Origin of the sequence: Bradyrhizobium sp. 521_C7_N1_3, assembly GCF_052075975.1 — a bacterium.
Taxonomy (GTDB): domain Bacteria; phylum Pseudomonadota; class Alphaproteobacteria; order Rhizobiales; family Xanthobacteraceae; genus Bradyrhizobium; species Bradyrhizobium japonicum.
The window spans coordinates 6,992,255-7,017,921 of sequence record NZ_CP197232.1 but is presented as its reverse complement, the minus strand read 5'-3'; the positions used below and the strand labels follow the sequence as shown (position 1 = coordinate 7,017,921).

27 protein-coding genes and 1 pseudogene are annotated in these 25,667 nt (G+C 63.7%); 8 read left to right on the top strand and 20 right to left on the bottom strand.

Annotated elements, in window-relative coordinates; translation table 11 throughout:
* Nucleotides 1-20: 20 nt before the first annotated feature.
* The 7 genes and pseudogenes from AB7008_RS33225 to AB7008_RS33195 all read right to left on the bottom strand — a co-directional run bounded on the left by AB7008_RS33225 (nucleotide 21) and on the right by AB7008_RS33195 (nucleotide 5,451).
* A complete protein-coding gene (locus AB7008_RS33225; protein ID WP_304490529.1) occupies nucleotides 21-1,073 on the bottom strand; it encodes a DUF3616 domain-containing protein in 1,053 nt (350 codons plus the stop codon).
* 85 nt (nucleotides 1,074-1,158) lie between these two features.
* Nucleotides 1,159-2,080: pseudogene (locus tag AB7008_RS33220) on the bottom strand (SH3 domain-containing protein).
* Between the two features lie 14 nt (nucleotides 2,081-2,094).
* Nucleotides 2,095-2,391 carry a hypothetical protein gene (locus AB7008_RS33215; RefSeq protein WP_028158352.1) on the bottom strand — a complete coding sequence of 99 codons (297 nt, stop codon included), beginning with the start codon at nucleotides 2,389-2,391 and terminating at the stop codon, nucleotides 2,095-2,097.
* A 105-nt stretch (nucleotides 2,392-2,496) separates the two neighbouring features.
* Nucleotides 2,497-3,051, bottom strand: a complete 555-nt coding sequence (locus AB7008_RS33210; RefSeq protein WP_304490527.1) for an inner membrane-spanning protein YciB — start codon at nucleotides 3,049-3,051, stop codon at nucleotides 2,497-2,499.
* Between the two features lie 12 nt (nucleotides 3,052-3,063).
* Nucleotides 3,064-3,639 (bottom strand): hypothetical protein, encoded by a 576-nt coding sequence (locus AB7008_RS33205; protein WP_014494043.1) that lies wholly within the window; start codon nucleotides 3,637-3,639, stop codon nucleotides 3,064-3,066.
* Nucleotides 3,640-3,715: 76 nt separating this feature from the next.
* Entirely contained in the window at nucleotides 3,716-3,979 is a 264-nt protein-coding gene (locus AB7008_RS33200) for a hypothetical protein (RefSeq protein ID WP_028158353.1), read from the bottom strand.
* 74 nt (nucleotides 3,980-4,053) lie between these two features.
* Nucleotides 4,054-5,451 (bottom strand): carotenoid oxygenase family protein, encoded by a 1,398-nt coding sequence (locus AB7008_RS33195; protein WP_304490525.1) that lies wholly within the window; start codon nucleotides 5,449-5,451, stop codon nucleotides 4,054-4,056.
* Between the two features lie 106 nt (nucleotides 5,452-5,557).
* On the opposite strand from AB7008_RS33195, the gene AB7008_RS33190 reads away from it, so the two are divergent.
* Nucleotides 5,558-6,292: a TetR/AcrR family transcriptional regulator gene (locus AB7008_RS33190; RefSeq protein WP_038933866.1), complete on the top strand. Its 735-nt coding sequence runs from the start codon at nucleotides 5,558-5,560 to the stop codon at nucleotides 6,290-6,292.
* A 21-nt stretch (nucleotides 6,293-6,313) separates the two neighbouring features.
* On the opposite strand, the gene AB7008_RS33185 is transcribed toward AB7008_RS33190, so the two are convergent.
* The gene (locus tag AB7008_RS33185; RefSeq protein ID WP_304490524.1) at nucleotides 6,314-6,448 is read right to left on the bottom strand and encodes a hypothetical protein; all 135 of its coding nucleotides are present in this window, start codon (nucleotides 6,446-6,448) and stop codon (nucleotides 6,314-6,316) included.
* A gap of 160 nt (nucleotides 6,449-6,608) precedes the next feature.
* Between AB7008_RS33185 and AB7008_RS33180 the strand changes: the two genes are divergently transcribed.
* Nucleotides 6,609-7,166, top strand: coding sequence for an SET domain-containing protein (locus AB7008_RS33180; RefSeq protein ID WP_304490523.1), 558 nt, complete (start codon nucleotides 6,609-6,611; stop codon nucleotides 7,164-7,166).
* Between the two features lie 151 nt (nucleotides 7,167-7,317).
* On the opposite strand, the gene AB7008_RS33175 is transcribed toward AB7008_RS33180, so the two are convergent.
* From AB7008_RS33175 to AB7008_RS33130, 10 genes are all read right to left on the bottom strand, one after another.
* On the bottom strand, nucleotides 7,318-7,716 hold the full coding sequence (locus tag AB7008_RS33175) for a hypothetical protein (RefSeq protein ID WP_304490522.1): 399 nt from the start codon (nucleotides 7,714-7,716) through the stop codon (nucleotides 7,318-7,320).
* Nucleotides 7,717-7,753: 37 nt separating this feature from the next.
* The gene (locus AB7008_RS33170) at nucleotides 7,754-7,984 is read right to left on the bottom strand and encodes a hypothetical protein (RefSeq protein WP_441260156.1); all 231 of its coding nucleotides are present in this window, start codon (nucleotides 7,982-7,984) and stop codon (nucleotides 7,754-7,756) included.
* Between the two features lie 453 nt (nucleotides 7,985-8,437).
* On the bottom strand, nucleotides 8,438-9,493 hold the full coding sequence (locus tag AB7008_RS33165; RefSeq protein WP_441260155.1) for a threonine aldolase family protein: 1,056 nt from the start codon (nucleotides 9,491-9,493) through the stop codon (nucleotides 8,438-8,440).
* Between the two features lie 17 nt (nucleotides 9,494-9,510).
* Nucleotides 9,511-11,148 (bottom strand): ABC transporter permease, encoded by a 1,638-nt coding sequence (locus tag AB7008_RS33160; RefSeq protein WP_441260154.1) that lies wholly within the window; start codon nucleotides 11,146-11,148, stop codon nucleotides 9,511-9,513.
* Entirely contained in the window at nucleotides 11,145-12,206 is a 1,062-nt protein-coding gene (locus tag AB7008_RS33155; RefSeq protein WP_304490519.1) for an ABC transporter ATP-binding protein, read from the bottom strand. The genes AB7008_RS33160 and AB7008_RS33155 overlap by 4 nt, the downstream gene beginning before the upstream one ends.
* 4 nt (nucleotides 12,207-12,210) lie before the next feature.
* Nucleotides 12,211-13,218, bottom strand: a complete 1,008-nt coding sequence (locus tag AB7008_RS33150; RefSeq protein WP_248878692.1) for an extracellular solute-binding protein — start codon at nucleotides 13,216-13,218, stop codon at nucleotides 12,211-12,213.
* 31 nt (nucleotides 13,219-13,249) lie between these two features.
* Nucleotides 13,250-14,320: a pyridoxal-phosphate-dependent aminotransferase family protein gene (locus tag AB7008_RS33145; RefSeq protein ID WP_304494235.1), complete on the bottom strand. Its 1,071-nt coding sequence runs from the start codon at nucleotides 14,318-14,320 to the stop codon at nucleotides 13,250-13,252.
* Between the two features lie 104 nt (nucleotides 14,321-14,424).
* Entirely contained in the window at nucleotides 14,425-14,922 is a 498-nt protein-coding gene (locus AB7008_RS33140) for a LeuD/DmdB family oxidoreductase small subunit (protein ID WP_041954793.1), read from the bottom strand.
* The gene (locus AB7008_RS33135; protein WP_304490518.1) at nucleotides 14,919-16,181 is read right to left on the bottom strand and encodes a 3-isopropylmalate dehydratase large subunit; all 1,263 of its coding nucleotides are present in this window, start codon (nucleotides 16,179-16,181) and stop codon (nucleotides 14,919-14,921) included. Before AB7008_RS33135 ends, AB7008_RS33140 begins: the two co-directional genes overlap by 4 nt.
* Nucleotides 16,182-16,183: 2 nt before the next feature.
* Nucleotides 16,184-16,864 carry an RraA family protein gene (locus AB7008_RS33130; RefSeq protein ID WP_304490517.1) on the bottom strand — a complete coding sequence of 227 codons (681 nt, stop codon included), beginning with the start codon at nucleotides 16,862-16,864 and terminating at the stop codon, nucleotides 16,184-16,186.
* Nucleotides 16,865-16,953: 89 nt separating this feature from the next.
* On the opposite strand from AB7008_RS33130, the gene AB7008_RS33125 reads away from it, so the two are divergent.
* Nucleotides 16,954-17,688, top strand: coding sequence for an IclR family transcriptional regulator (locus AB7008_RS33125; RefSeq protein WP_014494059.1), 735 nt, complete (start codon nucleotides 16,954-16,956; stop codon nucleotides 17,686-17,688).
* 64 nt (nucleotides 17,689-17,752) lie between these two features.
* Here the strand turns inward: AB7008_RS33125 and AB7008_RS33120 are convergent, their stop codons facing one another.
* Nucleotides 17,753-18,337: an ANTAR domain-containing response regulator gene (locus AB7008_RS33120; protein WP_014494060.1), complete on the bottom strand. Its 585-nt coding sequence runs from the start codon at nucleotides 18,335-18,337 to the stop codon at nucleotides 17,753-17,755.
* A complete protein-coding gene (locus tag AB7008_RS33115; protein WP_304490516.1) occupies nucleotides 18,334-19,509 on the bottom strand; it encodes a transporter substrate-binding domain-containing protein in 1,176 nt (391 codons plus the stop codon). Before AB7008_RS33115 ends, AB7008_RS33120 begins: the two co-directional genes overlap by 4 nt.
* 414 nt (nucleotides 19,510-19,923) lie before the next feature.
* Here AB7008_RS33115 and AB7008_RS33110 point away from each other — a divergent pair, with 414 nt between their 5' ends.
* The 5 genes from AB7008_RS33110 to AB7008_RS33090 all read left to right on the top strand — a co-directional run bounded on the left by AB7008_RS33110 (nucleotide 19,924) and on the right by AB7008_RS33090 (nucleotide 25,667).
* The gene (locus AB7008_RS33110) at nucleotides 19,924-21,324 is read left to right on the top strand and encodes an amidase (protein WP_441260153.1); all 1,401 of its coding nucleotides are present in this window, start codon (nucleotides 19,924-19,926) and stop codon (nucleotides 21,322-21,324) included.
* 17 nt (nucleotides 21,325-21,341) lie between these two features.
* The gene (locus AB7008_RS33105) at nucleotides 21,342-22,340 is read left to right on the top strand and encodes an acetamidase/formamidase family protein (RefSeq protein WP_304490514.1); all 999 of its coding nucleotides are present in this window, start codon (nucleotides 21,342-21,344) and stop codon (nucleotides 22,338-22,340) included.
* 58 nt (nucleotides 22,341-22,398) lie between these two features.
* Entirely contained in the window at nucleotides 22,399-23,616 is a 1,218-nt protein-coding gene (locus AB7008_RS33100) for an urea ABC transporter substrate-binding protein (RefSeq protein ID WP_196236562.1), read from the top strand.
* Nucleotides 23,617-23,714: 98 nt separating this feature from the next.
* Nucleotides 23,715-24,581, top strand: a complete 867-nt coding sequence (locus tag AB7008_RS33095; RefSeq protein ID WP_304490513.1) for an ABC transporter permease subunit — start codon at nucleotides 23,715-23,717, stop codon at nucleotides 24,579-24,581.
* Nucleotides 24,582-24,593: 12 nt separating this feature from the next.
* Nucleotides 24,594-25,667, top strand: coding sequence for a branched-chain amino acid ABC transporter permease (locus AB7008_RS33090; RefSeq protein WP_304490512.1), 1,074 nt, complete (start codon nucleotides 24,594-24,596; stop codon nucleotides 25,665-25,667).

Here is a 25,667-nt window from a genome sequence, read left to right as displayed (position 1 = left end):
CGGATGGTGAGGGCGCAGGCTCAGCGCTTTATCTTGAACGACCGGGCACCGCCATTTTCGACGCTGTCGAACATGACGAGGACGCGGATGCTGGTTGCGTCTTCCTCGAGCGGAAGCAGAATTTCCGCCTTGGCGCCTTCCTTGACCTTGCTCAGGTCGAGCGTCGCCAGGGGCTTGGCGGCAGTCTCGTTGCTGCCGTCCCACAGCCAGACGGTATAGGGAACGTCTTCGTCGCGCGTCGGGCCTGCGAGTATCAATATGCCGTCCTTGACGACGGCAAGGTCCCGGATCCCGGTATTCTTCCCGAGTTCGAGCGATGCGGTGTCAGGCTTGAGATCGCCGTGTTTGGTGAAGAGCGCATCAGCGTTGATGCTGAGCACGTAGGCGCGACGCTTCACCGAAGGTCCTCGCAGTCCGAAATACATGCGGCCGTTCCTGACCGCTATCCCTTCGATGTTGACACCGCCCTCTGCCAGCGGCTCGTTGAAATACGCTTCGACGTCGTCGTCGTTCTTAAGCACCTTGCGCAGCCGCGAGCTCGACTCCACGCCATCGACGTTCCCAGCGTTAGGTTTGGTCTTGGGAGCCCCGGTTCGCGAATCCACGGCAATCCGAAACACGACGTAACTCGATAGATTTTTCTTGTCACTGTGACGGCTTCGGCCATGCGAGCCGGTCACATAGAAGAAGCCGTCGTCATAAGCGACGCCCTCGGCATCGGGGTCCTTGTCTTCATCCGAAAGCAGAACGACGTCCCGCGGAACGAGCATCTTGTCTTCGATCGAGAAGAACTGCGCATATTTCTGCTGGTCATTGGCAATCAGGCACGATGTGAATTTCGGCGTGGTCGGTACGCAAGCGGCACCGCTCAGGTTGATGCGCGGCTGATCCTTGAATGTCTCGCCCTTCTCATTCTCCTTGAAGATCGAGGCGGGCTTCCAGGTCGTTGCCTCCGGAGCAACCTTCGGCGGCAATGGTTCGCCGCGCGCGGCCGACATTGTTGCTGCCAGCAGAATGCAAACGAACGCGGCCGTCAGTGATCGGTGAGATACGCGCGTGATGCTGTCGGGCATGCTTTCCTCCCGGGCGCCATCCTCAAATACAATCCTGAATTGTGAGGAAGGCAAGGGTGAGAATGTCGCGGAGCACGGTCTCCCGTCAGCTGCAGTTCGTAACCTGGTTCGAGCACAGCGAGCGCCACCAGCCGCGGACGCCGTCCTGGCTCTCGACGAGGCCCCAAAGGCCGCTGCAGGCGAGCAGGCGCTTCGGGCCGCCGTCGGTGTCGATTGGGGCCGCCGAGCTCGCGCTGGGCCGGCATCCATTTCGCATCGACGAACGGCGCCTGGAAAAGTCCGCCCATGCGTGTCGCGCCATTGGCATAGGACGCGCCGACCTTGTTGGACGCGACCCAGCCGCGCCCCGCATAGGGTTTTGGCGCGCTGCGTGGATATCTCTTCTCGTCCTCGTAATCCTTGCCCGGCGGCTTGGCGCCTTCGATCAGGAACCAGCCGTCCTTGAAGCCGATGATGCGGAATTCGGTGAGCCAGCCGCCATCGGGCGTGTTCTCGGCGCCGCCGAGCTTCGGCCGATAGGGCGGCGGCAGCGTGCCGAGCACGCGCGCCTTCACCGAGGGCTCGGCACGCACGTTGAGGCCATCAGGATCCTTGTCGATGGACCAGGCGCCGAGATCGCACGGCTCGGTGCCATCGGGCAGCGTCGCGCGCCTGGCGGCGAGATCGGCGTGGAGCTTTGCGAAATCGGTATCGTCGTTGTCAGGATCCGGCCCGCTGCGCGGCTTCAATTCGGCCGAGACCGCGCGCGTCGCATCCGGCGTCAGCGTGACGACGAGGGCCTGGCGCGCAGCGAACACGCTTGCCGATGTCTTCGGATCGTTCGACGAGGCCGGATAGACCGCGAGGTAGCCGGTCGATCCTTCGGTCCGGTAGGCCGTGCCGGCGACATAACCCGCCGGCACCATGGCGAGCGCACTTGCGCGCCACGCCGGTTCGGTGTCATCCGCGCGCGCCGCTTGCGTCGCGACACACAGGATCGTTGCCGCGATGAGACGGAGCGCGCGCACGGTTCGCAACGAGCCTATGTGCGCGCGCCCGTGAACGGAAAGCTGCCCATCGGGCCGATGCCCATCTCGCCGCTCATGCTGTCGCCGGACACCGTTCCGATGAACTCGAGCGTCAAAGGCATCGGATTGGTGATCGAGACTTTCCAGTTGACGGCGTCGCCGCTGATGGCGCCGTCGAAGATCTCGGCCGAATTGCCGTCGGCGCCCTGCGTTCCGGTCAGCGTGCCGCCGGAGCTCAGCAAGGTCAGCGTGGCCTTGCGCTCGCCCATGGGCGTCGTCATGGTCAGAGTCCAGTTGCCGTCCACGGCCATTCGTGTCTCCCAGAAATCCCGGCGGGCAGCGACGATCCGCGACCCTTCCCTGACCGAGCGTATAGCGCAACTCGCAGCAGCTGCCTAACCCTCACTTGGAGGCATTTAGGCGCGGGCGGCTGCACGGCGCCGGCTGGTGACAATGAGGCGAAGCACGACATACTGCACGGCAAAGGCGAGGATCTTGGCGCCGCCTGCGACCACCGTGATGTAGAACGCCCATAGTTTCAGATCGCCAGTGGAGGCGACCGCGATCATGCCGGCGCCGATCACGAACATCAGCAACGCCCAGGCATAGCCCGCGGCCGTGACATATTCCGGAACGGTCTCGACGACGATCGGCGGCATGTAGCGCAGCATCCAGCCGCGCTTGAGCATGATGGCGCCGATGGCGAAATGCGCGATCGAGGGCTTTGCCAGCATGAAGCGGGGATCATTGGTCAGCAGGGTGACGGTGCCCAGCACGACGACGAGCGCGAGGCTCGCATAGGTCATGTAATTGAGCTGCTGCCGCTTCACGCGCGCGTAGATCACCTGCGCGATCGCTCCGGCAATCGCCACCGACGTGGCCAGGACGACGTTGTCGGTGATGAGGTAGATGACCAGGAAAACGATGGCGGAGAGGAAGTCGGAGGCGAGGCGGGCGAATACGTCCTTCATCGTCTGTCCTGTTCAGCGGGTGTTGGGCATTGCGCTGGCCGGCGCACCGTACTTGATCTGGCGATACTCGGGATACCATTTTGTGAAGTAGATCGCGCTGTTGCGGGCGGCGAAGGCGACCGCAAGGCCCGACCAGAGCGGCAGGCCGGGGACGTAGAGCAGCGCGATGTTGGCGGCCATCATCAACAGCGCGGCGGCGGTCCAGGCGCCGGTAATGACGTAATTGGCGGTGAGGAATCCGGGCATCGCCGCCGTCTCGGCCGGGACCGTTTCAACCGCATATTGCAACGTGAACGGGTGGCGGACCAGCATCGAGCCGAGCGAGATGACGAAGATGCCGATGTCGACCGACAGCTTGACGCCCAGCGTGCCGAGCTTCGGGTCGATCAGCGCGAGGTAGAGGCCGATTGCGGCGAATACGATTGCCGAGCCCATCGCCAGGATCTTCACGGAGCGGCCGCGTGCGACATCGATTGTGATGGTGGCAAGGCAGATTGCAGACGCGGCGAACACGCTGATCGTGGCCGACGTCACCAGCATCAGGAAAGTGTAGGCGCCATAGGGCGCGAGGATCAGGAAAATCGCCATGAGCCGCCTCGGTCTGGCTTATCTTTACGATGTAAAGATAAGTAAATCAGGAGCGATGCCGGGTCAAGCGAAATCTTTACAGTGTCAAAATAACGTAGGTAACTTCCAAAAAATGAAGTGCTGCAATGGCTTGGTCGGATGCCTCGTCGGCGAATTCCGCCCAGGGCAGGCGTGACAGGATCGGCAGCGCGGCGGCGAGCAGGAGGCCGACCGAGAGCAAGATGCCTCCGTTGAAGATGACATGGCCGCTCCGTCGCAGCCGGATCATCCGGAGTGCAAGCGCGGCGCAGGCCAGGGCGAGGACGGCAAGGCAATCCGCGGTGATCGAGGGCATGTACATGCGAGGCTTCTTTGGTGACATCCGCGATGTCATTCCGGGGCTCGCGACGTCGTCGCGCCCCGGAATGACAAGAGTTACTGCGCGCCCACCCAATTGCCGTGAAAGCCGTCGGGCACGCGGTGGCCGAGCTGCACCAGCGCAACGGGACCGGCTTCGACATCGGTGGCATTGAACACGGCGAGGTCGCTGCGGTTCTCCCGCGCGCGCCAGACCACCGCCAGCAGCCAGCCGTCGCCTTCTGCTGCATCCGTCGCGCGCTCGACGAACACCGGCTCGGAGATGGTATCGCCGGCCGGCAGCAGATAATGACCGAGCCGTCTGCCGTTGCCGTCGACATGGACGACGCCCGACAGCGCGCCGAACATCGGCAGCCGCGGATTGGCGCAGGCGTACCAGCCGTGACGGCTTTTCAATCCGGCGCGGCGGTCGTCGATGCGGGGGAATTCGCCGGTGAGATCGTCGAGATAGGTCTGCTGGAAGCGGTCGGTCGTCCCTGAGAGATCGAACGTCCAGCGGCAATGGCGGGCGCGTGATTTCTCCGGATCCGTCGGCCGGCCATCGGGATGCGGAAACAGCGGCGCTTCCTCGAACTGCATGACGTCGGCGATGATGCGGTTGCCGTCCTCCCACGCATTCATGATGTGGAAGACGTAGCAGGCTTCACCGCGGAACCAGACGATGTCCTTGGCCGTGCCGTTGCGCTTCATCACGCCGACATAGGCGCCCTTGTCCGGCTCCCAGGCATAAGGCGGCCGTCCGCTCATCGCGCGCTCCATGCTGCCGGTGATCGGGAGGATCGGAAACAGCACATGGTTCTCGGTGACGATGAAGTCGTGCACCATGCTGGCATAGGGCGCCTCGAAACGTTCGAAGCGTGTCGCCTTGCCGGAGGCGTCGATCGATCCGTAGGAGAGGGCAGGCGTCAGCGGACCCGCGGCGTTGTAGCCGAAGAACACGAGTTCGCCGGTGACCGGGTCGACCTTCGGATGTGCCGTGAAGCTGCCGGCGACGCGACCCTGATAATTGTGATAGCCGCGCGTCGCCAGCGTGCCCGGCTCGATCTCGGTCGGCAGATGCGCTTCTTCCAGCGCGAGTAGCTTGCCGGCATGAAAGATGATGTTGGTGTTGGCGACGCCGCCGTCGGTGAGGTTTTGCGGCGCATCCGGCAGCTTGCGGCCGAAGCCGCCGAACAGCGCGCGGCCTGCATCGTGCTCGGCCAGCCATTTCGGCGTGCGGACCCAGCGGTTGCGATAGCTGGCGCGGCCGTTCTCGAGGTGGAAGGCGTGCAGCATGCCGTCGCCGACGAACCAGTGTGCACCGGGCGCATCGAACTGCGGATTGGGACCGTTGCGATAGAGCACGCCATTCAGATCGCGCGGCAATTCCCCGACAATTTTGAGGAATGGCGCGTCGGCTTCGAATGGAATCGGACCGAGGTTATGGCGACGTTCGGTGACGGCGTCGTTCTGCACGGCGAATCCCTCCCTATCTTTACATCGTAAAGATCGGATAATGCCGATTGCCGGATTCGTCAAGCGAAATCTTTACACTGTCAATATTGCGTCATATAGCTTGCAAATGGGCAAGAGCGACACCAAAAGCGAAACAGCGCGCAAGCCGCGTACCCCGCGCAAGACATCGTCGGCCGCGAGCGCGCAGGCGCGTTCCGCACGCCGTCCGGCAGTAGCGAAGACGGAGACGCCGTATCATCACGGCGCCCTGCGCGAGGCACTGCTCCAGGCCGCCGAACGGGTGCTGGAGCGCGACGGGCTCTCCGGCCTGACCTTGCGCGCAGTGGCGCGCGAGGCGGGCGTCTCGCATGCCGCGCCGACGCATCATTTCGGCGATCTCACCGGCCTGCTCAGCGAGCTCGCGGCCGTCGGCTTCCGCCAGTTCAACGCGGCGATGGCCTCGTCCTGCGACGCCGCCACCACGCCGCTGGAGCGCGCGCTGGCGCGGCCGAAGGCCTATGTCGCCTATGCGCAGGCCCATCCCGGCATGTACGGCATCATGTTCCGCACCGAACGGCTCGATTATTCCAGGCCCTCGCTGCACGAGGCGGCCGAAGCCTCTTTCGCCGGCCTTGCCAATGCGATCGGGATGATGCGGCAGGAGCAGATCAGCGGCGACGCACTGACGCTGAACCAGGGCGCCGCGATCGCGCGCGCCTGGTCGATGGTGCACGGCTTCACCATGCTGCTGCTCGACGGCCGTCTCGAAGACATTCTGGGGCGGCTGCCCGAGGGGACGACGGCCGAACAGTTGCTCGAGGCGATGCTGACGGCGCCGATCACGGCGAAGCTGCCGGTATAGCGCATTCGGGCCGGCACTGCCCTAGGGCTTGCCGATCTGGCGGCAGTCTTTTGGCGCTGTGGAGGAATAGGTGCTGCCCATGGATTGGGCGGCGACGTGATCCGCGCTCAGGCAAGTCAGCAGCACGGTCAGACAAGGGAACGCGATACGCTTCATGACGACGCCTTGATACGGAGGGAACTCGCTCCATCAGACGTCTTCATTGTGGGCAAGGTTCAAACAGAGGCGGGATGTACCTGACAGCGGCGCGGAATCGTTCTAGAAGGGCGCCTTCCGCTGCGCTTACCGCGCTTCGTCCGCGACATCTTATTCGATCATGCCAGCCATCGCTTCCAGCAAATCCTATCGCGTCGGCCGTTCCAAGACCGGACTTGGCCTCTTCGCCACCATGCCGATCAAGAAGGGGACCCGGATCATCCGCTATTTCGGACCGATCTTGGATTCGCGGATTCCCGCGCACGACGAGATCGAGAACAAGTACCTGTTCGAGCTCAACAACCGCTGGACCATTGACGGCTCGGTGCGCAAGAACCTCGCCCGCTACATCAACCATTCCTGCCGCCCCAACGCCGAGTCCGACGTCCGGCCGCGCGAGCGCAAGGTCTTCATCCGCGCCATCAGGAACATCGAGCCGGGCGACGAGATCAATTACGACTACGGCACGGATTATTTCAAAGCCTATCTGAAGCCGATCGGCTGCAAATGCCCGTCTTGCGAGGCCAAGCGCAAGAAGCAGCGCGCCGAGGCCCGCGCCGAACGCGCCAAGGTGAAGGCGCGCACGGAGGCCAAGGCCAAGAAGACCGGCGCGAAGGCCGGCAAGAAGAAGCTCAACGGCCACGCCGTTGGCAAGAAGAACGGTCGCGCACGGGCGTAGCAATGTGGTGATGGCCCACCTCCGCTGTCATGCCCCGGCTTGACCGGGGGCATCCAGTACGCCGCAGCCCATCCGCACACGTCTACCGTCTCTGGAATACCGCGCCGCCCGGTCAAGCCGGGCGACGACTGAGAATGCCTGCGCCGCGGTCTCACGCCGCCACCACACTCCCGCTCTTCCGCAATCCCACATATTGCAGCTCGGCAAACACACCGGTTGCAATCGCCTGCGCGACGACCATGAGCTCGCCGCCGATGTTCGGCGACACCGCGCCAGAGAACAGCAGCGCGATGCTGCCGACCGTCCAGGCCGCGTTGCCGACCAGGACCAGCAGCACGAGCGGCCTCGCCACGGAGGCGCGCGAGGCAAGCCAGCCGACCAGCGCGGCGTAGGCGATCAGGAACAGGCCGGTCTCACGCAGCAGCGCTTCGGGAAGGTTGAACAGCGATGCGAACGCGCTTGCACCGAAGGTGAAGCCGAGGGCGGCGACGCCGCTGAAGATAGCATCGGCGAGAAGCGCGCGGCGCAGGAAGGTGGATGCGTCGATCATCGTGGTCTCCATGGTTGGGTTGGGCTTGGGGGTGAATTCAGTGTCGTCCGCGCCACCAGGCGCGGAGCAGGCGGGCGAGGCGGAACGGGCAGAGGCTCTTGCCGACGCCGTGCTCGAAGGCTGTGACCTGCGCGACGACATAGTGGCCAGTCGAATGCACCAGCGGCTCGGTCATGTTGAGGCTGCGAGCCAGCATGCGGGTCGCGAGCGTCACGGCCCAGGGAACAAGGTGGTCGGCGATGGTCCGGTAGAGCAGCAGCGCGATCATGGTCATCTCCTGTTGCGACCGAAGATGCGCCGTGGCGGGGACCAATTCGATTACCTCGCGGGTAAAAAATGCGCCCGTTCGTGACAGCGTTTGGCGAGGTGATGCTGCCACACCTCATGAGTTCGCGGTCTTGAGTTGTTGCTGCCAACGCATACGATTTGCCGCCGGTCGGCTTCCGCGATGGTCAGTGCGATCTGTCCAATGATGGATTGGAGCGAGAGTTCAAGTTTTTCAATCGGTTAGAAGGCGGCATGTGCGCGATGTGTGCACCGGGAGATCAAAGAAGATCTCAGTACAGCCAACGGGCGTGGCAGCTGGTTGAGTGTGTGTCGCTTGCCAGGCGATGCTCTTGTTGCACAGGAGCTGCAATCGAAAATTGGAAGGCTGTAGACGCGTCGGTGACGGTGGGCGGGGCAATCATCTGCAGAACGATCGGCTAAGGAATGATCGCTCTCAGCCTCCTGCAATTGCGCGATGGACGAGCGCGATGACCTCGTCGGCTTCCTGTTCGGTGCTGTCAAAGCGAGCCACGAACCGGATTACGTCCTGGTCCCGGCGCGCGAATTGCAGCCCGCTTGCTGCAAGACGGTTGATGGCCAAAGCGGGAAGGTTGATGAAAACCAGATTGGCTTCCACTGGCGCAATGAGCTGAACGTCGGGCAGCGCAGCGAGACCCGCTCCAAGACGCGCGGCCACGGCATTGGCCTTCGCCGCGAGCCGCAGGTAAAGGCGATCCTCGACGTAGGCGAGAAGCTGTGCCGACGCAAAGCGCATCTTCGACGAGGTCTGGCCGGCACGGCGAAGCCGATAGGACAGGGATTCGACGAGATCCTGGTCGAACACCACGATCGCATCCGCCGACATCGCCCCGTTCTTGGTCGCCCCGAAGGACAGGATGTCGACGCCGGCGCGCCAGGTCATGTCGGCCGGGCTGCAACCGAGCCGTGCTAGCGCGTTGGCGAACCGGGCGCCATCCATGTGCAGCGACAGATTCCTGTCGTGGGCGATTGCTCCGATTTCGGCGATCTCGGCGAGGGGATAGATCGTTCCATATTCGCTGGCCTGAGTGATCGACACCGCATCGGGCTGGGAGCGGTTGCGGACTCCCCAGGCCGCCCGGCCCAGCGCTTCGCGCAGGCTCGACGGCTCGATCCGAAAATTTCGGCCGGACATGGCGACGAGCTTCGCGCCACCGGTGAAGGCTTCGGTCGCGCCGCCTTCCGCGGTGTGGATATGCGCCTCTTCGTGACAATAGATGGCGCCATAGGGCCGCGCGCAGCTCGCGAGTGACAAGGCGTTGGCCGCCGTACCGGTCGAGACCGGGAACACGGTGACCGCGGTCTCGAACAGCTCCGAGAAGCGCGCATTCAACAATCTCGAATAATCGTCGTCCCCATAGGCGGCGGCCGGGCCGCGATTGGCCTCGGCGATCGCTCGCAGAATCTCGGGGCTGACCGGCGCGACATTGTCGCTGCGGAAATTCGGGAGCGTCGGGACTGCGTCGTTCATACCGTCCTGTCCTGCCGTCATATCACGGTTGATTCCTGCTTGTTGATGCGCCGATTGATCAGGAGCAACGGGATCGCGGTGACGAGGATAAGCACCGCGGCCGCGGCGGCCGCTAGACCCGCGCCGGTGCCCTCGATGGCATGGTACATCACGACGGTCGTCGTGACCCAGCCGCTCGCATAGAGCACAATGGTCGCGCTCAACTCGGATGCCGCGGTGATCCAGACCAGCACCAGCCCGCCGACAAGGCCGCTGGCCATCAACGGCACGGTCAGGGTCGCGAAGGTTTTGCTTGGCGAGACCCCGAGATTGATCGAGGCTTCCTCGAGCGAGGGATCGAGCTGGTGCACGATGGCCGAGGACGACCGGATCGCGAAGGGGAGCTTGCGGACGACATAGGCGATGACCAGGATCAGCCAGCCGCCGGTCAGAATCAAGGGACCGCTGTTGAACGCGATGATGAGCCCGATCGCCAGGATCGTGCCCGAGACCGCAAACGGCACCATGCCGACGAAATCGAGCAATCCCGACAGGCGCGAGCGGTGCCGGGCCACGACATAGCCGATCGGAGCGCCGATCAGCATGGTGGCGACGGCCGCGATGCTGGCGAGTGTCAGCGTGTTGAGCAGCGGCCGATAGGAGCCCGACAAGAGGGTGGCGTAATTGCCCAATCCGAGCTCCCAGGTCAGGACAGGGCCGCGAAAGCGCAGGAGGGAGATCATCAACACGGCCGCGAACGGCAGCAGCGAGGCAATCACGATGCCCCAACTCACGATCGTGGCCGTGAGCCGCAGTCCCGGCGTCAGCGGCAATTTCGCGGGCGCGCTGCGGGCATTGGTCGAAAACCGGCGCTTGCCGAGGTAGTGCCGCTGAACGAGCAGCGCGATCGCCGTGCAGGCGATCAGGAGCACGCTGAGTGCGCCCGCCGCGGCCGGGTTGGCATCAGATTCGCCGGCGAACAGCTTGAAAATGTCGACGGCCAGGAACGGCCGGTCCTCAGCCAGCACCGCTGGCACGCCGAAATTCTCCAGTGCCTCGATGAACACCAATAGTCCGCCCGCAAGGATCGCCGGCATCACGATGGGCAGCAGCACGGTGCGGATCACATAAGGCCGTGAGCCGCCGAGATTGCGGGCTGCCTCCTCCATCGAGGCGTCGACTGCCTGGAATCCGGCCAGCACGGGCATGACGACGTATGGATAAAGCGTCAACGTGAACACGATGACGATGCCGGGCACGCCGTAGATCGATCCGATCGGGATGCCGATCCCGCGCAGAGCGGTCGTGACGACGCCGGCATGGCCGAACAGCAGCACGAGGGCGTAGGCGCTGACGAACGAGGGCAGGACCAGCGGCAAGGACGCAAGCGTCAGCAGCAGCGCGCGGCCCGGTATGTCGATCCGGGCAAGGCAGAAGGCGAGCGGGATGCCGATCGCGCATGCGAAGACCGTCGCGAGCGCGGCGCAGAAAAGACTGTTGCCGATGCTGCCGAGATAGTAGCGGCTCTTCACAATCGCCGCATAGTTCCCAAGTGTCAGGCCGCCCGTGCCGTCGATCCGAAAGCTCGCATCCAGGACGAGCGCCAGCGGGTAGAGCAGAAACACCGCGAGTAGCACCAACGCCGCCAGCGTCACGATGGTGGCGAAGCGTTTCATGGTGCTGGATACGCCGTGATCTGGGCAGGGTCGTAGGCAAGGGTGAGCGGCGCGCCGGGCAAGAGATCGAGCGCCTGGCCGCCGAGCGCCGAGATCCGAATCTGGGTGCCGTCCGGCAGGGTTGCGTGGAGGCGTTGTACCGGGCCGAGAAATTCACGCAGCGCCAGACGCGCATGCACAAGCGAGTCACCGAGACCGTCTCGCAGCTGCAGGGCCTCCGGCCTGACCGACAGCAACACCGGTGCGCCTGGCGCTGCGACCTCGCCTCTCACCGTGAATTCCGTTCCGGCTGCTGCGACAGGCGTGTTACGGCCGTCGAAAGCTCCCGCGATGCCCGGCACCATATTAGTCGAGCCGAGGAATTCGGCGACGAAGGCAGTCTGCGGCATCCGATAGATGCGCTCCGGCGTGTCCACTTGCTCGATCTTGCCGTGACGCAAGACGGCGATGCGGTCGGAGATGGCGAGTGCCTCCTCCTGATCATGCGTCACGTAGATCGCAGTCAGGCCGAGCGCCTGCTGCAGCTGTCGGACCTCGATCCGCATTTCGGTGCGCAGCTGCGCGTCGAGGTTGGACAGCGGCTCGTCGAACAGGAGCACGGCGGGCTCGATCACGAGCGCGCGGGCGATTGCCACGCGTTGCAGCTGACCGCCGGAGAGCTGGTGTGGTGACCGCGGACCGTAACCTGCAAGGCGCACCCGCTCGAGCGCCTTGTCGACGCGCGATGCGATCTCGGCAGCCGGAACCTTCCTGGCCTTCAGCCCGTAGGCCACGTTTTCGGCGACGGTGTGGTTCGGGAAGATCGCGTAGTTCTGAAACACCATGCCGGTGTCGCGGCGATGCGCGGGCAGAGCATCGATGCGCCGACCGTCGAAGCAAATGGAGCCGGATTCGACATCGACGAAGCCTGCGATCATGCGCAGCAACGTCGTCTTCCCGCAGCCTGACGGCCCAAGCAGCGTGAACAGCTCGCCATGCCTGATGTCGAGCGAGATGTCGTCCACGGCCCGCACCGCGCCGAAGGTGCGGGTCAGGTTTTCAATCCGGATCGTCGTCATCGGATCAGCGCGTGTTCTGGATCGTGGTCTTCAGCCGCGCGAGGGTGTCGCGACGGGCCGCTTCCCATTTGGTGTCGTCATAGGGCAGCACCTTGACCGCCGAGAACGGCAGCATCCCCGGCGCGACTGCCTCGAGCTCGATATCCTGGCGGGCAGGGCGCCGGAACGTCGCCTTCAGCAACATCTCCTGGACCTCCTTGCTGGCCAGATAGTCGACCAGCCGTTTGGCAGGCTCGGGGTTCGGTCCGCCTTTCAGGATGGCCGCGCCCTCGACGCCCGCATAGGTGCCCTCGGCCGGATAGGCGACGCTCACCGGCGCACCGTTATGGGCCCACAGGAAGCCGGCGTATTCGAGCGTGATGCCAAGCGGATATTCGCCGCTGCCGATCCCGTCGAAGACCTGGGTCGAGCGGTTGAGCACCTTTGCATTCGCAAGCAGCCCGTCCATCTTGGTCCAGGCTGCGTCGTCCGCGCCCCACAGCGAGAGAAGCGTGGTCGCGGCCGCATATGAGAATCCGGAATTGGCAGGGTCGGTAAAGGCGAGCTTGCCTTTCCATTTCGGATCGAGGAGGTCCGCCCAGGCTTTGGGCCCGCCGGCCTTGTCGATCGCCTTGGTGTTCTGGCCGATCACAACGACCTGGATGTTGGTGCCCAGCCAAAGGTCGTTTGGATCGCGAAATTGCGCCGGCACGGCTTCGCGACCCTTCGCCGCGTAAGCCTGAAGGTGCGGGCTCGCCAGCCGCAGCAGCGTCGCACTGACGCCCCAGATCACGTCGCCCTGCGGATTGGCGGCCTCGGACGCGACGCGGCGCACCAGCACACCTGATCCGGTCGAGACCACGTCGACCTTGATTCCGGTCGCCTTGGCGAAGCCTTCGGCTACAAGCTTGTTCACGGTGTCGTCGTTGGCCGAATAGAGCACGACGTTCTGCTGGGCCGAGGCCAGCCCGGCCGCGAACAGCGATGCCGCGAGCGTCACGACTCGGGCGAGGATGGAGGCAGGAGATCTCATCGTGGTTCGCCCTCGTGGGTTCAGCGATTGCTCATGCGGTTGCGGCGAGGTACTCGGTGGCCGCCTTGAGCCCGGCGCCGCGTTCGATCGGCAGGCCGAACTTCGTGAGTGCGTCCTCGAGATGCAGAAGGTCGGTCAGAATGGTCCCCGCGCTCAAAGCACCCATCGTGCCAAACCGGATGACACGGCCGGAGAGACGGTTGCGGGCGCCTGCGATGACCGTGCGGTGATCCTGGTAGAGCTGCCGCACGATGGCTCCGCCTTCGAGCCCGTCGGGGACCTTGAAAACCACGACCGTGTTCGAGCGTGGCTCATCGCGGCAAAAATCTGCGAGTCCGAGCGCCGCGCCGCCGGCGCGCAGCGCGGCGGAGAGCTTCTTGTGGCGCGCGAGCACATTGGCGAAGCCTTCCTCGTGCATCATCGTCAAGGCCTCACGCAGGCCATAGATGAGGCTCACCGGTGCCGTGAACGCGGTCTCGTTCTGCTCCGCGGATTTCAGCGCGCGACGGAAATCCCAATAGAAGACCGATCGTTGCTCGTCCTGCCCGATCACGCGCCACGCCTTGGCGCTGACGCTGGCAAGTGCGAGGCCGGGCGGGCACATCAGGGCCTTTTGCGAGGCCGAGACAACGATGTCGACGCCCCATTCGTCCTGCCGCATCGCGATGCCGCCGAGACCGCTGACGGAGTCTGCGATGAGCAGCGTTGGCCGGTCGCGCACCAGTGCGCCGAGCGCCGCGAGATCGGCCACGATCCCGGTCGAGCTCTCATTGTGCACGACGACGACGGCGCGATAGGCGTGCTCGCGCAATCGGGCTTCCACCGCGGCGACATCGATCGCCTGGCCCCATTCGATCGCGACCGTGTCAACGGTGATGTTCATGGCCTTGGCGATCGTGGTGAAACGCTCACCGAATTGACCATGCTCGACTACGAGGATCCGATGGCCCGGTCCGGCCACGTTGACGAGCGCAGCCTCCATAACGCCGGTCCCGGAGCTCGCAAAGAACAGGACGCGGTTCGTCGTGCCCAGAATCGGACGGATCATTTCCTCTGCCTCGCCGATTGCAGTCCGGCATTCGGGTCCGCGATGGTTGACCATCACCCGAGCCATCGCCTGCCGCACTCGCTCGGGGACTTCGGTTGGGCCGGGAAGCCGAAGACGGTATCCCGTCGCAGCGATGGCGTTTGGAGTGTTTGTGGTCGTCATAGCTTGAAGTCACCGTTCTGACGCATGTAGGGAACGAGGCCGCCCGCGCGCAGGATCGCCAGCATGATCGGCGGCAGCGGCTCCGGGCTGAGTGTCTCACCGCTGCGTTCGTTGCGGATCGCGCCGGTGCCGTCGGAGATCAGGATGTCGCCCTCGCGAATCCCGCCGGTTTCGCAGACAAGCGGCAGCAGGCCGTTGTTGATCGCGTTGCGGTAGTAGGTGCGCGAGAAGCTTCGCGCCAGCACCGCCGGAATGCCGGCCCCGAGCACGGTCGTGACGGCAACCTCCATCGCCGAGCCGCAACCGAAATTCTTGCCCGCCACCAGGATGTCTCCGGGCTGCACAGAGGCTGCAAAGGTCGGGTCGACATGCTCGAACAGGAATTGCCTGAGAACGGCGGGGTCGAGGCTCTCACGCTTGCGGGTCGAACTGATGATCGAGTCGGTGTTGACGTCGTCGCCGACGAGTCGTGCGCGTCCTCGCAGAGCTGTCATCGGGACACCTTGCGAGGATCGGTTACGGCGCCGCGCGTTGCGGCGGCTGCGCAAGCGGCCGGGGAGGCGAGGTAGATCGATGCCTTGGCGTTGCCCATGCGGCCCTTGAAGTTGCGGTTGGCGGTCGAGATCACCGAAACCCCGTCTCCGGGGATCACCCCGCAGGTCCCGCAGCAGGAGCCGCAGCCCGGCTCGACCACGGTGGCGCCGAAGCCGACCAGGGCGTCGAGTGTGCCATCGGCCGCCATGGCGTCGCGGACCTCGCGCGATGCCGGCGTGACCACGAGCTGCACGCCGGGTGCAACGCCTCCACCGGCCTCGAGCACGGCGAGAGCCTGATGGAAGTCGCGTAACCTGCCGCCCGTGCAGGTGCCGAGATAGACCATCTGTACCGGCGTGCCGGCCGCATCCTCGAGCGCCACGACCTGGTCCACCAGATGCGGCAACGCGATCCGCGGAGCGAGGGCGTCGAGCGCGATCTCGACGGTCCGGCTGTAGTGCGCATCCGGATCCGCTGCGACCGGTTCGAAAGCCTGGCCGGTGCGGCCCTGCAGATAGGCGACGGTTTCAGCATCGGCCGGGAAGATGCCGGTCTTCGCGCCCATCTCGACCGCAAGATTGCTCAGGACGAGGCGGTCCTCCAGCGCGAGGGTGGCGACACCCGGTCCTGCGAATTCGAGTGCCTGATAGGCGGCACCGTCAGCGCCGAGCATGCCCGCGAGGGCCAGTGCGATATCCTTCGCATAGACGCCGCCCGGCAGTTGTCCGGTCAGGACGACGCGGATCGAATCCGGCACGCGCAGCCAGATCCGGCCACACAGCATGACCGCGGCGAGATCGGACGAGCCGATCCCGGTCGCAAAGCAATTCAGTGCCCCGTATGTCACGGCATGGCTGTCGGCTCCGACGACCAGACCACCCGGCAGAGCGCGGCCCGTCTCCACGATGAGCTGGTGGCCGATTCCTTCGCCAGCTTCATGCAGTGTGATGCCAAACCGCGTGGCAAAATCTCGCATGAGGTGGTGTAGTTCGATCGTCTTCGGGCTCGTCGCCGGCACGTAATGGTCGAGCGCAAAGACCAATCGGGCGGCATCGCGCACGTTCTCTCCGCCCATCGCCCTGAAATAATCGAGCGCCATCGGGACCGAACCGTCGGTGCCGAGCGCGCAATCGACCTCGCAGACCACGAGGTCCCCGGCATGCGCATCCTGCCCGGATTTTCGAGCGAGGATCTTCTCGGAGATCGTGCGCCCGGCCATCGCTAGACCTCTGGCATCTCGCAGCCGAGACGGCGGAGCGAGGCGTCGACCCAGCTACGATCGAGCGTACCGGCTTCGATCGCCGCCATTTGCTTGGTCTCGGCAGCCTGCTTGGCTTCGGCCGCCTCGATCACCGCTCGGCAATCGTCGATGGCGACGGCCAGCACGCCGTCGTCGTCGCCCAGCATCAAATCGCCGGACTGGATGACCATGCCGCCGATCGCGATCGATCCGTTGATCTCGCCCGGACCGTCCTTGTACGGACCGCGATGGGTGACACCCGCCGCGAAAACGGGAAGGGGGTTCGCCCGGATCGCAGCGGCATCGCGGATCGCGCCATGGATAACGATGCCGGCGACGCCGCGCCGGGCGGCCTGCGCGAGCATCATCTCGCCGAAGATTGCGTTGCTGAGGTCGCCGCCCGCATCGACCACGATGACGTCACCGGCAACCGCGATATCGAGCGCTTTGTGGACCATCAGATTGTCGCCGGGGCGCGTCTTCACGGTCAAGGCGGGACCGGCCATGCCGCCAGCCGCATGCATCGGCCGGAGCGCGGCGCCGCCCGCGGCCATGCGCGACATCACATCGCTGATGTTGGCGACCGGAAGGGCGCGAGCCCGTTCGACCCATTCGCCTGCGACAACGCGCTTGCGGGAAAGGATTCTGAACCCTACGGCCATATCAACCCCATTGAAAATGGAACGCCGTTACGCATAGTGTAACGGTGATGAGCCGAGGTCAACCGAAAATCGGCAGGACAGGGATTTCGATGCCCAAGACGCAAGGGGTCGCCGCCGTGCAACGGGCGTTGGCGATCCTGGATACCTTCGCTGGAGCCGGGTCGCGCAGCCTGGCCGACATCGCCAAGATCACGGGCTTGGCGAAACCGACTGTGATGCGCTCGCTGGTGTCGCTGGATGAAGCCGGCTACGTCGTCCGCCTCAGCGACGGCCGCTACGCGCTCGGCGCAAAGACATTCCAGCTCGGCACCACCTATCGGGCCAATTTCAATCTCGAACAGCATGTGCTGCCGGTCCTTCAGCGGCTAAGCCAGGAGACGTTGGAGAGCAGTGCGTTCCACGTGCGTGAACGCGATAGCCGGCTCTGTCTGTTTCGGGTGGATTCGCCGCAGCTCGTGCGCGACGTCGCGCGGCCCACCAATCTCGCGCCGCTCGATTTGACCTCGACGGGACAAGTGCTGCGGACGGCGCGCTGGGCAGACCGCACGGATGACGGCGTGCAGGTCTTCGTCAGTTCCGGAATCTACGACGCTGTGACGGCCTCGCTCTCCACCGCCGTTTTCGGCCACGACGGAGCGCTGGTGGGCGCTATGACCGTGAGCGGCCCAATCGAACGCATCCGTCAGGCCGACCTCCAGGCGCTGGCGTCCCGGTTGACCGACGCCTCGTATCGGCTCTCACTTGTGCTGGGCGCGCCATTGTCCCGCGAGGTCGGCACGCCGCGGATCATCAGTTTGCCATCGGCCGAAACAGGCTCTCCCTGACGCGCCCCGTTCGGGGCAGGGCGCCATTTCGACCGGCAAGCTCGTGAATAGACGCCGCTCAGGTCTACAAGGTGTTCGTAGCTGCGCGTGGGGGAATGCCCTTTGCCGCAATCTCCGCTGATAGCTCTTCGATCGTCTTGCGCTGTTCCATGGCGGCTCTGCGGATCAACGCAAAAGCGGCGGGCTCGGCGAGCGCGTGCGAGTGCATCACCTGAAGAACGGCGGCAAGCACGATGCGGCGGGATCGCAGACGCTGCTCCAGTTTGAGGATCTGCTGCTTCAAGTCGTTGGTGCGTTCGTTTCGCTCGAATGCCATGACGACTGCCGCATAAATGCCGGCCGAGCGTAGCGGCTTGACTAAGAACGACGCCGGATCGAGGTCGAAGACGAGCTTCAAGCGGCTCGGCGTCTCCGTGCCGAGCAGGGCGATGACCGGACAGCGCCCCAGGAACGGGGCTTCAAGTGGAAGAAGTTCATCGTCGATCAATGTCACGTCAGGCGCGAAGTCAATCGCCTGGCCGGGCGCCCATGCAGTGCTGTCGATCCCGAGACGTTCAAACTGGCGTCGCACGATCGATGCGTCGCGTTCGTCCTTGATGGCGACGAGTGCTTTGCGTCCGCGCAACGAGAATGAAGACAGCTTGCTCATTTCACCACCCGCAAATGCGGCGCATTCGGCGATGTGCCGCCCTTTGATGTCTCCCTGAAGGGAGGGGCGGCGACGTCGAGCTGCGTCAGGTAAGGATCAGGCTTAACGGGCGCGTCGGCTTCCCAGAAGATGTCAAACTGTCCCCGTGCATTGGAGACTGCCAGTCGCGGCGTAAGGACGCAATGATTGTTGCTGCCGTCGATCCAGACCGGTCCTTGCGGCGAATTGTAGCGATAACCGGCCGCGGCGCGCCTGACCTCGCCGATGTCAGACGTGCCGGCCCGCTGCAGCGCACGGGCCAGCAGATAGACGGCGACATAGGCAGATTGTCCGTCGACGGAGGGGCTACTGTCCTCGCCGTAGCGCGCTTTCCAACGTGCGACGAATGCACGGTTCTCGGACAGTTGTATGCTTTCGAAATAGGCCGATGATGTAATGCAGCCCGCCGAGGCCGGTCCGACGATCGCGAGTTCCGGTTCGCACAAGCTGCAGCTCAACATCGGAATGTCGAGGCTCGCAGCTTCGGCGGCAGCGCGGAAGGCGCGGATGAAGTCGTAGCTCGAGCTTCCGACCAACGTGTTGAACACGATCGGCGGCTTGCGGCGGATGATCTCGTCGACGATATGCCCGACGGCGCTTTCGCCGAGTTCGAGCAGCCGTTCGGCCAGGATGTGGCCTTCTGCTGCACTCACTAATTCGCGGGTGACGCGATTGGTCTCCCATGTCCAAACGTAGTTGGAGCCGACGCAGAAAATCTCGCGCGACAGATTGTCGAGCACGTAACGGACGAGCGGCAAGACGTTGTGATTGGGCGATGCTCCGACATAGATGACGTTGTCGGAGCACTCGAAGCCCTCGTAGCGCGCAGGATACCAAAGCAGGCGATCGGTACGTTCCACGATCGGCAAGACCTGCTTGCGCGACGCAGAGGTATAGCAGCCGATGATGTGCTCGACGCCGACATTGCGGATGAGATCGTCGCAGACCGTGTGGTATTCGGAGATGATGCCGCGAGGATCGCGGACATGAGCGGCGATCGAGAAGTCGAACTCGGCTTGATTGTTGATCTCGTCGACCGCCATCATGGCGCTCTTGAGGATCTCGCGGCCCATGGCCTGATAAGGCCCGGACTGCGAACAGATGATACCAACGGGAACGGACGGCTTTGTCATCTATGGCTTTCGGCGACGCGACGCGGCAGGAAACCATCATGACTGATGTTGGTGCAAGAGGGGGTGCTGATTTGCTGCGCATGCACATTGCGAAATTTGTGCAACTGGCCTCGTTGACAAGGTGCTACGCACATCCTTAGAATTTTGTACTACGGGCTTCCACTCGAACCCTGCGCGCGTTGATCTGGCCGATGACGTCCTGGTCTCTGCACAAAGTGCTTCGTTCGATTCCGGATCCGATGCGATAGATCATAGACGCGGCATTTGAGCCATTCGTCACCTCATTCGCGAGGGACGGGTGGCTTTTTTCGTTTTGCCGCTAAGAAAATTGGCGATGCGTCCGCGTCGCCAAGCCGATGGCGCGCGCGACGATTGCCATGCCTGCGCTTGCGTCGGCCAAAACGTGGGGAGACGATGGCGATGACAGATCTTCATTATCTCGGGCTCGTCGAGGTCGGACAGCAGATTCAAGCCAAAAAGCTGTCGCCGGTCGAAGTTACCAAGGCGATGCTCGGGCGGATCGAACAGCTCGACGTAAAACTCAAGAGCTACGCCTATCTGATGGCGGACTCGGCCCTGGCACAAGCGGTCGGGGTCGAGAAGGAAATCGCATCGGGCAAGATCAAGGGGCCGCTGCATGGCGTTCCGGTTGCGGTCAAGGATCTCTGCTGGGCCAAGGGCGCACCGGCGGCGCACGGCATGACGATTCATCGCGACTTCCGTCCAGTCGAGGATGCGACTGTCGTTGCGCGGTTGAAAGATGCCGGCGCTATCATCCTCGGCAAGCTGCAACAGACCGAAGGCGCCTACGCCGATCATCACCCGAAGATCGACCCGCCGAAGAACCCGTGGAACGCGGATCTCTGGCCCGGCGCATCCTCGAGCGGCTCCGGCGTCGCTACTGCGGCGGGCCTCTGCTTCGGCTCGCTCGGCACCGATACGGGTGGATCAATCCGCTTTCCGTCCGCGGCTAACGGCGTCACCGGGCTCAAGCCGACCTGGGGACGCGTCAGCCGCTATGGCGCATTCGAGCTTGCGGCGACGCTGGATCATATCGGCCCAATGGCAAGGAGCGCGGTCGATTGCGGCGCCATCCTCGGCGTGATCGCGGGTCAGGACCCCAAGGACACGACGTCGGTTCCGCTGCCCGTGCCTGACTATCTCGCCAGTTTGTCCGGCGACCTTCGCGGCGTGACGATCGGCGTCGACCGGCGCTGGACCAGCGAAGGCACCGATGGCGATGCGGCTAAGGTGTTGACCGAGGGTCTGCGTGTCGCGGCCGATCTCGGCGCGAAGATCAAGGAGATCACGTTCCCCGATTCCAAGGCGGTCATCGACGACTGGTTCCCGCTTTGCGGCATCGAGGTCGCTGTCGCGCACGAGGACACCTATCCCGCGCGCAAGGACGAGTACGGCCCGGCACTCGCTGGCCTGCTCGATCTCGGTCGGCAGCAGTCCGGCATGGACTATCAGAAGATCGTGCTCCGGCGCGAAGCGTTTCGTGGCGCAGTGCGTATGCTGTTCGAATCGGTCGATCTCCTCGCAGTGCCGGCCCAGGCATTCGCTGCGCCGACCCTCGCCAAGATGGCGGCGCTCGGCGAGGACGCCTCGCTGATCGCAGGCTTGCTTCGCTTCACATGCCCGTTCGACATGACGGGAAGCCCGACCGTGACGTTGCCCGGCGGCTTCGCGGCAAATGGCGGTCCGGTCGGCTTCCAGTTCGTCGGCCGCCATTTCGACGAAGCCAGCCTCGTCCGCGCGGGCGATGCGTTCCAGCGCGTTACCGACTGGCACAAGCGTCATCCCGGGATCTGAGTTGAGGAGCCGATCATATGCCCGCAGAAGACTGGTTGAAGACATCCATCATGACCAAGCGTGCGGTCGCCAAAGGCGCGACCGGGGCGACGCATAGCCTGACGATCGAGCAGCAGGGCGGCTTCCATTACGTCTATGGTCCCTATGCCAAGCCGACTCTGTCGATCGATCCGGGCGGAGTGGTCGTCGTCGAGACGGAGGATGCGTTCGGCGGTGTGCTCACCAGCGAGAGCGACAGCCCCACCGCCAAACTGAACTTTCCCTATCTGAACCCGCAATGCGGGCCGATCGCGGTTAAGGGCGCCAAGAAGGGCGATTGCCTCGCGATCTACATCCGCGACGTCGAGACCCGCGGCGAGCAGCCGGCCGGCACGACCTGCATTATTCCTGAGTTCGGGGGACTCGTCGGGACAAGCTCGACGGCACTGCTCAATCCGCCATTGCCGGAGCGCGTGAAGAAGCTGCATGTCGACAGGAACGGCGTGCGCTGGAACGACAAGATTACGCTGCCCTACGAACCGTTCATCGGTACCATTGGCGTCTCGCCGGAGATCGAGGCGATCTCCTCGCTGCAGCCGGATTACCACGGCGGCAACATGGATCTGCCCGACGTCGCGCCCGGCGCGATCATCTATTTCCCGGTGCATACCGACGGCGGAATGCTCTACGTCGGCGATTGCCACGCAACACAAGGTGACGGCGAACTTTCCGGCGTCGCGATGGAGCAGCGCGCCACGGTCACACTGCAGGTCGACCTGATCAAGAACTGGAGCTTCGCCTGGCCGCGGCTCGAGACCAAGGACTTCATCATGACGATTGGCAGCGCTCGTCCGCTCGAAGACGCGGCCCGCATCGCCTATCGCGAGCTCGTGCGCTGGATGGCGGCGGATTACGGCTTCGACGAGATCGACGCCTACATGCTGCTCAGCCAGGCCGGCCGCATGCGCCTCGGCAACATGGTCGACCCAAAATACACGATGGGGGCATCGATCCTGAAGAATTACCTCAAGCCATGACATCCAGCCGCTTTCAGAAACAGGGGACATCGCGATGAATTCGGGACGTAAGCTCGGAATGGTCTTGCTCGGCGCTATGCTCGGTACAGCGGCGGGGGTGAGTGTTGCTCGGGCGGCGGAACCGCCATTGAAGGTGGGTCTGCTCGAGGACGTGTCGGGCGACCTCGCCTTCATGGGCATGCCGAAGCTGCACGGCTCTCAGCTGGCCGTCGAGGAGATCAACAAGAGCGGCGGTATCCTTGGTCGGCAGATCGAGTTGATTCACCTCGATCCGCAGGGCGACAACGCGCGCTATCAGGAGTTCGGCCGTCGACTGCTCAACCGCGACAAGGTCGACGTGTTGATCGGCGGCATCACCTCGGCCTCGCGCGAGGCGCTGCGTCCGATCGTCGATCGCACCTCGACACCGTACTTCTACACCAACCAGTATGAAGGCGGCGTCTGCGACGCCAGCATGATCAGCATGGGCGCGGTGCCGGAGCAGCAATTCTCGACGCTGATTCCATGGATGGTCGAGAAGTTCGGCAAGAAGGTCTATGTCATCGCCGCCGATTACAATTTCGGTCAGATTTCGGCGGAGTGGAACCGCAAGATCATGAAGGATCTCGGCGGCGAGGTCGTCGGCGAGGAGTTCATTCCGCTCGGCGTGTCGCAGTTCGCGCAGACCATCCAGAATATCCAGAAGGCGAAGCCGGATTGGTTGCTCACGATCAACGTCGGTGCTGCCCAGGATTCGTTCTTCGAGCAGGCGGCTGCGGCCAACCTCAACCTGCCGATGGGATCGTCGATCAAGGTCATGCTCGGCTTCGAGCACAAGCGGTTCAAGCCGCCGGCGCTCAACAACATGCATGCGACTGCGAATTGGTTCGAGGAGATCGACACGCCGGAGGCTACCGAGTTCAAGAAGCGCTGGCACGCGAAATTCCCTGACGAGCTCTACATCAACGACATGGGCTACAATGCCTATAATGCGCTCTACATGTACAAGGCGCTGGTCGAGAAGGCGAAGTCGATCAAGCTCGACGACATGCGCAAGGTCATCGCGACCGGCGATGCATGCATCGACGCTCCCGAAGGCAAGGTGTGCATCGATCCGAAGAGCCAGCACACCTCGCACCGCATGCGCCTGATCTCTGTCGGGCCGAAGCATGAGGTGAAGGTCGAGAAGGACTATGGGACGATCGAGCCGTACTGGCTTGGCGAGATCGGTTGCGATCTCACCAAGAAGAACGACAAGGACCAATACACGCCGAGCCATCTCCCGAAGAAATCGTGACGCCTGACGGGCACGGATTTTGCTCGTATTGAGAGTTGCGCTCTTGGACAAGGCCGGCGCCGCAACGATGCGGCGCCGGGATCGGCAAAGGGACCAAGATGTCGGCTGAAGTATTCTCGGTATTCTATCAGTTCGCCGATGTGTTCGCGTTCCTCATTCTCTCGGCCGCAGGTCTCGCTATCGTGTTCGGCATGATGGGCGTCATCAATATGGCGCATGGCGAGTTCATCATGTGCGGCGCCTATGTCACCGTCGGCCTGGTGAATCTGGGCGTTCCGCTTGCGATTGCCCAGATCCTGGCCGCGCTGACGGCGGGGCTCATCGGTGTCGCCGTCGAGTTCCTGATCGTGCGGCGCTTCTACAAGCGGCCGCTGGATTCTCTGCTCGCCACCTGGGGGCTCAGCCTCATCGTGACGCAATCGATGCTCCTGATTGTCGGTTCAGCCGTGCGGGGCATCGGAACGCCGGAAGGAAGCTTCGCAATCGGCGGCTATACGTTTTCGACCTATCGTCTGGTTCTGTTCGGTTGCGCGGTGGCCGTGCTGGGCGGCCTCTACATCGTTTTCATGAAGACGCGCTTTGGTGTGATCGCCCGCGCGACGATGCAGAATGCGGCGATGGCGAAGGCGCTGGGCGCGCGAACGGGCCGAATCTATTCGGTCAGCTTCGGGATCGGCACCGGCCTTGCCGGACTTTGCGGGGCGCTCTACGCGCCAACGATGACGCTGATCCCGACCATGGGCGCGACCTTCGTGGTCGAAAGCTTCGTTACGGTCGTAATCGGAGGGGCAAACGTGCTGCTCGGAACAGCGCCGGCCGCTGTGTTCCTGGCGATGATCCGGATGGCGCTGAACGCGAGCTACGGCCAGATCATCGGACAGATTGGCATGCTGGTCGCCGTTATTTTGATCATTCGGGTGTTGCCCGAGGGGCTCTCCAGCGTCCTGGTTCGTCGTGGGCGCTAAAGGGAATTTGTGATGTTCAAGCTGCTGGAAGGTCCGCAGACGCTCGGACGTGGCAAGGTCTTCTGGTCCTGCTTCCTTGCAGTGCTCGCGGGCGCACTGACATATCCTCTGTTCGCGGACTCCTATGATGTGGGGAATTTCGCCTATTTCCTGATCTGGATATTCATGGCGCTCGGCCTCTGCCTGATGTGGGGCTATGGCGGGATGCTGTCGTTCGGCCAGACCTTGTTCTTCGGGATCGCCGGTTACGGTTATGGCGTGCTCGCGATCAACATGGGCGGCGGCACCGCGACGATCGCCGCGCTTGCGCTGTCCGTTGTCATTGCGATGGCGGCGGCCGGCATCCTCGGCTATTTCATGATCTGGGGTGGCATCAACGGCATCTTCTTCGGGATCGTGACGCTGTCTGCGACGCTGGTGCTTGCCTTCTTCCTCGGCCAGACGGCGGGGCCGGAATGGCACATCGGCCCGGCGCGGCTGAATGGCTTCAACGGCATGAAGGGCATGGACCCGCTCGCCGTCGGCGACTTCTATATCGAGGGATCGGCGCTCTACTACGTCATGATCGCGCTGATCGTGATCGTCTATCTGGCGTTGCGCATGCTCGTGAATTCGGGCATCGGCAACGTCATCGTGGCGACGCGCGAGAACCCGCAGCGCGCCGAGATGCTGGGTTATGACGTCCGGAAATACCAGCTCCTGACCTTCGTGATCGGCAGCGGCCTCGCAGGGCTGAGTGGTGCGCTGTACACGTCCTGGGGCCAATTCATCACGCCGTCCAGCATCGGCCTGCCTGCGGCGGCGATGCCCATCGTATGGGTGGCTTTCTCTGGACGGAGCGATCTGACCGCAACTCTGGTCGGATCGTTCCTGCTGCTGTTCGGCTTTCAGACCATCACGGTCTACAGCCAGCAGGCAGCACTCGTGCTGATGGGAGCGCTGCTGCTCGCCACGGTGATGCTGGCGCCGCAGGGTTTTGTGCTCGGCATCGGCAAGCTTGCTGCCGATTGGTGGAGCGGGCGTCGGCGGCGCGATGATAGCCCCGTCATGGCGGAGGCTGGTCGCTTGCAGTCGGAAGAGTCCTGA

Coding starts and splice junctions, on each gene's coding strand:
- AB7008_RS33155 (WP_304490519.1), bottom strand. CDS start 12,206: ATGACGACGATCCGGATTGAAAACCTGACCCGCACCTTCGGCGCGGTG.
- AB7008_RS33090 (WP_304490512.1), top strand. CDS start 24,594: ATGTTCAAGCTGCTGGAAGGTCCGCAGACGCTCGGACGTGGCAAGGTC.
- AB7008_RS33115 (WP_304490516.1), bottom strand. CDS start 19,509: ATGACAAAGCCGTCCGTTCCCGTTGGTATCATCTGTTCGCAGTCCGGG.
- AB7008_RS33140 (WP_041954793.1), bottom strand. CDS start 14,922: ATGACAGCTCTGCGAGGACGCGCACGACTCGTCGGCGACGACGTCAAC.
- AB7008_RS33100 (WP_196236562.1), top strand. CDS start 22,399: ATGGTCTTGCTCGGCGCTATGCTCGGTACAGCGGCGGGGGTGAGTGTT.
- AB7008_RS33175 (WP_304490522.1), bottom strand. CDS start 7,716: ATGATCGACGCATCCACCTTCCTGCGCCGCGCGCTTCTCGCCGATGCT.
- AB7008_RS33120 (WP_014494060.1), bottom strand. CDS start 18,337: ATGAGCAAGCTGTCTTCATTCTCGTTGCGCGGACGCAAAGCACTCGTC.
- AB7008_RS33170 (WP_441260156.1), bottom strand. CDS start 7,984: ATGATCGCGCTGCTGCTCTACCGGACCATCGCCGACCACCTTGTTCCC.
- AB7008_RS33145 (WP_304494235.1), bottom strand. CDS start 14,320: ATGGTCAACCATCGCGGACCCGAATGCCGGACTGCAATCGGCGAGGCA.
- AB7008_RS33135 (WP_304490518.1), bottom strand. CDS start 16,181: ATGGCCGGGCGCACGATCTCCGAGAAGATCCTCGCTCGAAAATCCGGG.
- AB7008_RS33150 (WP_248878692.1), bottom strand. CDS start 13,218: ATGAGATCTCCTGCCTCCATCCTCGCCCGAGTCGTGACGCTCGCGGCA.
- AB7008_RS33160 (WP_441260154.1), bottom strand. CDS start 11,148: ATGAAACGCTTCGCCACCATCGTGACGCTGGCGGCGTTGGTGCTACTC.
- AB7008_RS33210 (WP_304490527.1), bottom strand. CDS start 3,051: ATGAAGGACGTATTCGCCCGCCTCGCCTCCGACTTCCTCTCCGCCATC.
- AB7008_RS33095 (WP_304490513.1), top strand. CDS start 23,715: ATGTCGGCTGAAGTATTCTCGGTATTCTATCAGTTCGCCGATGTGTTC.
- AB7008_RS33165 (WP_441260155.1), bottom strand. CDS start 9,493: ATGAACGACGCAGTCCCGACGCTCCCGAATTTCCGCAGCGACAATGTC.
- AB7008_RS33190 (WP_038933866.1), top strand. CDS start 5,558: ATGGGCAAGAGCGACACCAAAAGCGAAACAGCGCGCAAGCCGCGTACC.
- AB7008_RS33225 (WP_304490529.1), bottom strand. CDS start 1,073: ATGCCCGACAGCATCACGCGCGTATCTCACCGATCACTGACGGCCGCG.
- AB7008_RS33105 (WP_304490514.1), top strand. CDS start 21,342: ATGCCCGCAGAAGACTGGTTGAAGACATCCATCATGACCAAGCGTGCG.
- AB7008_RS33215 (WP_028158352.1), bottom strand. CDS start 2,391: ATGGCCGTGGACGGCAACTGGACTCTGACCATGACGACGCCCATGGGC.
- AB7008_RS33130 (WP_304490517.1), bottom strand. CDS start 16,864: ATGGCCGTAGGGTTCAGAATCCTTTCCCGCAAGCGCGTTGTCGCAGGC.
- AB7008_RS33185 (WP_304490524.1), bottom strand. CDS start 6,448: ATGAAGCGTATCGCGTTCCCTTGTCTGACCGTGCTGCTGACTTGCCTG.
- AB7008_RS33205 (WP_014494043.1), bottom strand. CDS start 3,639: ATGGCGATTTTCCTGATCCTCGCGCCCTATGGCGCCTACACTTTCCTG.
- AB7008_RS33200 (WP_028158353.1), bottom strand. CDS start 3,979: ATGTACATGCCCTCGATCACCGCGGATTGCCTTGCCGTCCTCGCCCTG.
- AB7008_RS33125 (WP_014494059.1), top strand. CDS start 16,954: ATGCCCAAGACGCAAGGGGTCGCCGCCGTGCAACGGGCGTTGGCGATC.
- AB7008_RS33110 (WP_441260153.1), top strand. CDS start 19,924: ATGGCGATGACAGATCTTCATTATCTCGGGCTCGTCGAGGTCGGACAG.
- AB7008_RS33180 (WP_304490523.1), top strand. CDS start 6,609: ATGCCAGCCATCGCTTCCAGCAAATCCTATCGCGTCGGCCGTTCCAAG.